This window comes from Acidiphilium sp. JA12-A1, from assembly GCF_000724705.2.
In the GTDB taxonomy this organism is placed as follows: domain Bacteria; phylum Pseudomonadota; class Alphaproteobacteria; order Acetobacterales; family Acetobacteraceae; genus Acidiphilium; species Acidiphilium multivorum.
Genome location: NZ_JFHO01000138.1, coordinates 1 through 5,709 on the forward strand (window position 1 = coordinate 1; position 5,709 = coordinate 5,709).

Below are 5,709 nucleotides of genomic sequence, written 5' to 3' on the forward strand. Positions count from 1 at the left end.
CGCCGGCGGCGGGCTGCCGGCGAGGCTTGCCGCCCGGCGCGCGGCAATCCGCGCATGCCGTAGCACATGGGCGGCCCGCCCGGCCAGCGCGGCGCGCGTTTCGCCCGGGCGCGGCAGCACGGCGATCGGCACGGCGGCGGCGATGTCCCGCCAGCGGTGCCAGCGGGGGAGCTGGGCAAGGTTGTCCGCTCCCATGATCCAGACGAATCGCGCGCGGGGAAAGCGGCGGCGGAGCTGGGCCAGGGTGTCCGCCGTCCGGCGGGTGCCGAGCGCGGATTCGATCCCCGTCGCGACCAGGCGGCGTCCGTCGGCAAGGCGCGCCGCGGAGGCGAGGCGTTCGGCGAAGGGCGCCATGTCGGCGCGGCGCTTCAGCGGATTGCCGGGCGAGACCATGAGCCAGACCTGATCGAGCCGCAGGGCGCGGCGCGCCGCCTTCGCGACGTGGAGATGGCCTTCATGCGCGGGGTTGAAGCTGCCGCCGAGCAGGCCGATGCGGAGCGGCCTGCGGTCGCCGAAGCGGGGCAGCCGGTCTGTGCTCAGGGACGCACCTGGCCGGTGCCGACGACGTGATAGCGGAAGGTCGTCAGCTGCGCCGGGCCGATCGGGCCGCGGGCGTGGATTCGCCCGGTGGCGATGCCGATCTCGGCGCCGAAGCCGAATTCGCCGCCGTCGCAGAACTGGGTCGAGGCGTTCCACATCGCCACCGCGCTGTCGGTGCCGGCGAGGAAGCGGGCGGCGGCATCGGCGTTTTCGGTGACGATCGCCTCGGTATGCGACGAGCCGTGCCGGGCGATGTGGTCGAGCGCTGCATCGAGATCGTCGACGACGCTGACCGAGAGCATCGCGTCGAGCCATTCGGTGTCGAAATCCGCCGGGCCGGCGGCCGGCAGGCTCGGCACGATCGCCCGCGCGCGGTCGTCGGCACGGAAGCCGCAGCCGAGGGCGGCGAGATCCTCGATGAGGCGCGGCAGCAGGGCGGGGGCGATCGCCGCGTCGATCAGCAGGGTTTCGGTGGCGCCGCAGATGCCGGTCCGGCGCATTTTCGCGTTGGCGAGCACGGTTCGGGCCATCTCGGCATCGGCCTCGGCGTGGATGTAGGTGTGGTTGAGCCCCTCGGCATGGGCGAGCACGGGCACCCTTGCCTCGCGCTGCACGCGCTCGACCAGCGACTTGCCGCCGCGCGGGATGATGAGGTCGATCTGCCCGGAGGCGCCCAGCATCGCGGCGACGAAGGCGCGGTCGATATTCGGGGCGATCTGCACGGTGCCGTTGGGAAATCCGGCCTGGCGCAGGCCCTTGGTCATCGCGAGATAGATCGCGGTGTTCGAATGATAGCTTTCGGAGCCGCCGCGCAGGATCACCGCGTTGCCCGACTTGATGCAGATCGCCGCGGCATCGGCGCCGACATTGGGGCGGCTTTCGTAGATCATGCCGATCACGCCGAGCGGCTGCGGCACGCGGCGGATGACGAGGCCGTTGGGGCGCGTCCATTCGGCGAGGCTGCCGGCGAGCGGATCGGGCAGGTCGGCGATGGCGTCGATTCCGGCGGCGATCGCCTCGATGCGCGCCTCGTTCAGCAGCAGCCGGTCGCGCATCGCCGGCGGGCCCTCGAAACTGTCGAGGTCGCGCGCATTGGCGGCGAGGATGTTCACGGCGTGAATGCGCAGCTCGGCGGCGGCGGCGCGCAGCGCGCCATCGCGCCGGGCCGCCGGCATCGCCGCGAGGCTGCGCATGGCGGCGCGCGCCCGGCCGGCGGCGGTGCGGAGGATGGCTTCGGCTGAGGGGGTCGCGGTATCCATGATGGGAGAATTGCGCGCCCGCGGCCGGCAAATCAACCGTCAAACCGTGGATCGCCCTTTCGGCCGCGCGCCGGACAAGCTATCCCGGTGCGGCCAGGAGACAGTGCGGGGGTTTTGCGTGCCGGATAGCGCCACCAGGGAAACCGTCGGAACGGCCGTGCTGCGGCCGCTTCAGCAGGAGGATGCCGCCCGCTTCCACCAGCTCATCAACGACTGGGACATCTGCCGCCGGCTGCCGGAAGCGCCGTTTCCCTACCCGCTGGAGACCGCCGAGGCCTGGGTGGCCGCGGCGGTGGCCGACCGTGCCGCCGGGCGCGCCCACGAATTCGCGATTCTCGATGCGGATGGCAGCATGATCGGCAGCGCCGGGCTGCGCCTCGATGCCGCGCGGGGCAGCGCTGCGCTGGGATACTGGATCGGCCGCCGGTTCTGGCGCCGCGGCCATGCGGGGGCGGCCGTCGCCGAGCTGCTGCACTGGGGGTTCGCCGAGCTGCCGATCGCGACGATCGAGGCGACGGTGGCCGCCGACAACGCGGCCTCGATCGCGCTGCTCGAACGCGCCGGGTTCAGCCCGACGGGGCGCGGCCATGCGAAGTTCATCGGCCAGCCCGGCGCGAGCCTGCCGGTGATGCGTTACGCGATCACCCGGGAGGCGCTGGCGCTGCGCCACCTTGCCGCGCCCGAGCCGGTGGCCGCGCCCGCCGCCGCGAAGCCGCTGGTGCTCGTGGCCGCCTGCGCGCTGGTCGATATCGAGGGGCGGATCCTGCTCGCCCGCCGCCCGCCCGGCAAGAAGATGGCCGGGCTGTGGGAGTTTCCGGGCGGCAAGCTCGCACCCGGCGAAACCCCCGAACGGGCGCTGGTGCGGGAGATGGAGGAGGAACTCGGTATTTTGCTCCGCGAGGAGGATGTCGCCCCGTTCGCCTTCGCCTCGCACGCCTATGACCAGTTTCATCTGCTGATGCCGCTCTACCTCGCCCGCCGCTGGAGCGGCACGCCCGAGCCGCGCGAGGGCCAGGCGCTGGCCTGGGTGCCGCCGGACCGGCTCGACGAATATCCGATGCCGCCGGCCGACCGACCGCTGCTGCCGCTGCTGCGCGATTTTCTGTGATCCGGGAGACCGACATGCCCAGCAATCCCACCGCCGCCATCCTGATCATCGGCAACGAGATCCTTTCCGGCCGCACGCAGGACGTGAACACGAAATTCATCGCCGGCCGCCTGGCCGCGCTCGGCCACCGGCTGGAAGAGGTGCGGGTGGTGCCGGATGTCGCCGAGCGGATCATCCGCGCGGTCAATGAGCTGCGCGCCGCCTATGACAACGTGTTCACCACCGGCGGCATCGGGCCGACGCATGACGACATCACCAGCGAGTGCATCGCCGCCGCCTTCGGCGTGCCCTGGGAAAAGCACCAGGAAAGCTGGGACGCGCTGGAGCGGCATCTCGGCCGCGAGCAGTTCAACGAGGCGCGGCAGCGCATGGCGATGCTGCCGCGCGGCGCCGTGCCGATTCCCAACTCGGTCTCGATCGCGCCGGGGTTCTCCATCGGCAACGTGCATGTGATGGCCGGCGTGCCGCGGATCATGCAGGCGATGTTCGCGGGGCTGGAGACGGTGCTGGCGCGCGGCACGCCGATCGCGATGCGGGCGGTGCACGGGCTGCGGGTGAAGGAAGGCAGCATCGCCGCCGGACTTTCGGCGATCCAGGCGCGGTATCCGCAGGTCGATGTCGGCAGCTATCCGTTCTACCGCGAGTCCGGCAGCGGGGTGGCCGTCGTCGTCAAGGGCACGGATGTCGAGGCGCTGGAGGCCGCGATCGGCGAGGCGGAGTCGCTGATCGCGGCGGAGGGCATCACGCCGGTCCGGGGCGAACCGCCGGTGTGATGCCCGGTGTGATCAGCGATCGTCGTCGCCGCCGAGCGGCAGGCTGAAGCCGAAGGACAGGCCTGCCGGGAAGGATGGCGCGTAGTAGGCCGGCGGCGGCGGCGCATAATAGGCTGGCGGCGGCGGCGCGTAATAGCGGGGCGGCGGCGGCGGCGCGTAATAGACCGGCGGGGGCGGCGCGTAATAGGCCGGCGGACCGGCGATGCCGATCGAAAAGCTCGGGCCGCCATCCCAGTCCGCGTGGGCGACGCCGGTCGCGGCGAAGGCGACACAGGCGGCCATCGCGCCGCCGACGATGATGCTGGTTCGCTTCATGTAGGCATCTCCTGATCGATGATCGCAATCTGGCAGGAGAATGCGGCGGAATTCGGCGATGGCGCTTTACCGCCGGATGAAATTGCGTTCATCCGGGAGGCTCAGCCCTGGCGCATGCCCACAGCCTCGATGAACAGCGCGACGATCAGCACCGCGAGCACGACGATCGAGATCGCCCAGCGCAGGGCGAGGTAGTTCCCCGGCACGATGTCGCGCCCGCGCCCGACCGTCTCTGCCACGATGGTGGCGAAGAAGCCGGCGATCAGGATCGCGATGGCGAGGCGCGGGGCCTGCGCCAGCGAGAGGACGAGCAGCGCCAGCCAGCCGACCAGCGCCGGCAGCACGCCGAACAGCAGGCGCTGGTTGTTCAGCCGCGCCTCGGGAACCACGCCGCCCGGCTCCAGCGCGAAGCCCCAGTGCACCGCGCCCAGAAAGGCGAGGATGCAGGCGCCGTAATCGATCATCACCGTGGTCGCGACCGGGGCGCGCGTCGGGTCGGTGACGATGACGGCGAGGCCGGCGAGGAAGGGGATCAGCCCGGCGATTCCGAGCAGGATGGCGATGGTGAAGGGAGCGCGGTTCATGCGCGCTTATGTCATGAAATCGAGCCCGATATCCAGCACCCGCGCGCTGTGGGTGAGCCACCCCGCCGAGATCAGGTCGACCCCGGTTTCGGCGATGGCGGGGGCGCTCTCCGGGGTGATCCGGCCGGAGGCCTCGGTGATCGCGCGGCCCTTCGCCATCGCGACGGCGCGGCGCAGCGTGGCGGGGTCCATGTTGTCGAGCAGGACGGCGTCCGCCCCGGCCTCCAGCGCCTCGGCGAGCTGGTCGAGCCGGTCGACCTCGCATTCGATCTTCACCAGATGGCCGACCGCGGCACGGGCGCGGCGCACCGCGAGGCCGACGCCGCCGGCGATGGCGATGTGGTTGTCCTTGATCAGCACCGCGTCGTCGAGCCCGAAGCGGTGATTGGCGCCGCCGCCGCAGCGCACGGCGTATTTCTGCAAGGCCCGTAGGCCGGGAATGGTCTTGCGCGTGCAGGTGATCCGCGCCCCGGTATGGGCGATCGCGGCAGCGATGCCGGCTGTGGCGGTAGCGACGCCCGAAAGCTGGCCGAGAAAGTTGAGCGCCGTCCGCTCGGCGGAGAGGATGGCGCGCGCCTTCCCCTCGATCCGCGCGATCACGTCGCCGGGCGCGACGGCGCTGCCATCCGGGATGAGGATGTCGAGCGCCAGCGATGGATCGAGCAGGTCGAAGGCGATGGCGGCGCAGCCGAGGCCGGCGATCGTCCCCGGCTCGCGGGCGACGAAGGCGACGGCGGCGCGGCTGTCGTCCGGGATCACCGCCTCGGCGGTGATGTCGCCGGCGCGGCCGAGATCCTCGAGCAGGGCGGCGCGGACCGCGGGTTCGATCATGATGCGGGGCAACGGGGTCATGCGGCGTGGGGCCTTTGCGCGAGGGCGGCGGCGCGGGCGAGGGCGGCCGCCTGGGTGAGATCGGAATGGCGCGGCTGCGCGGCGCGGGAGGGCGCGTCGGTCCGCGCATGGGCGCCGCGGCTTTCGGCGCGGTCGAGCGCCGCGACGCCGATCATCAGGCCGATCAGCGCGGCATCGTGCGCCGGCGCCAGCGGGGCGAGGCGCTCGATCAGGTGGGACAGGCCGGCGGCGTCGCGCAGCACGCCGAGATGGCGGCTGACGAGGTCGCGCACCAGCGC

General features: G+C 72.1%; 7 protein-coding genes and 1 pseudogene. 2 read left to right on the forward strand and 6 right to left on the reverse strand.

What is annotated here, in order from left to right; translation table 11 throughout:
* Both RT91_RS18425 and RT91_RS18430 read right to left on the reverse strand, forming a co-directional pair.
* On the reverse strand, positions 1-540 hold a 540-nt coding region (locus RT91_RS18425), incomplete at its 3' end, for a nicotinate-nucleotide adenylyltransferase (RefSeq protein ID WP_082468659.1).
* The gene (locus tag RT91_RS18430) at positions 537-1,799 is read right to left on the reverse strand and encodes a glutamate-5-semialdehyde dehydrogenase (protein ID WP_035189089.1); all 1,263 of its coding nucleotides are present in this window, start codon (positions 1,797-1,799) and stop codon (positions 537-539) included. The genes RT91_RS18430 and RT91_RS18425, both read right to left, overlap by 4 nt.
* A 103-nt stretch (positions 1,800-1,902) precedes the next feature.
* Here RT91_RS18430 and RT91_RS18435 point away from each other — a divergent pair, with 103 nt between their 5' ends.
* The gene (locus RT91_RS18435) at positions 1,903-2,907 is read left to right on the forward strand and encodes a bifunctional GNAT family N-acetyltransferase/(deoxy)nucleoside triphosphate pyrophosphohydrolase (protein ID WP_013640073.1); all 1,005 of its coding nucleotides are present in this window, start codon (positions 1,903-1,905) and stop codon (positions 2,905-2,907) included.
* A 14-nt stretch (positions 2,908-2,921) separates the two neighbouring features.
* Entirely contained in the window at positions 2,922-3,680 is a 759-nt protein-coding gene (locus tag RT91_RS18440; protein ID WP_011942324.1) for a molybdopterin-binding protein, read from the forward strand.
* Between the two features lie 12 nt (positions 3,681-3,692).
* Here RT91_RS18440 and RT91_RS18445 read toward each other — a convergent pair whose 3' ends face one another.
* The 4 genes and pseudogenes from RT91_RS18445 to RT91_RS18460 all read right to left on the reverse strand — a co-directional run.
* Positions 3,693-3,995, reverse strand: coding sequence for a hypothetical protein (locus RT91_RS18445; RefSeq protein ID WP_007423360.1), 303 nt, complete (start codon positions 3,993-3,995; stop codon positions 3,693-3,695).
* Positions 3,996-4,096: 101 nt separating this feature from the next.
* Positions 4,097-4,579 carry a DUF3429 domain-containing protein gene (locus RT91_RS18450; protein ID WP_011942322.1) on the reverse strand — a complete coding sequence of 161 codons (483 nt, stop codon included), beginning with the start codon at positions 4,577-4,579 and terminating at the stop codon, positions 4,097-4,099.
* Positions 4,580-4,585: 6 nt separating this feature from the next.
* On the reverse strand, positions 4,586-5,431 hold the full coding sequence (nadC, locus tag RT91_RS18455; RefSeq protein ID WP_011942321.1) for a carboxylating nicotinate-nucleotide diphosphorylase: 846 nt from the start codon (positions 5,429-5,431) through the stop codon (positions 4,586-4,588).
* Positions 5,428-5,709 (reverse strand): annotated as a pseudogene (locus RT91_RS18460) (L-aspartate oxidase); the annotation flags it as partial. The gene nadC and the pseudogene RT91_RS18460, both read right to left, overlap by 4 nt.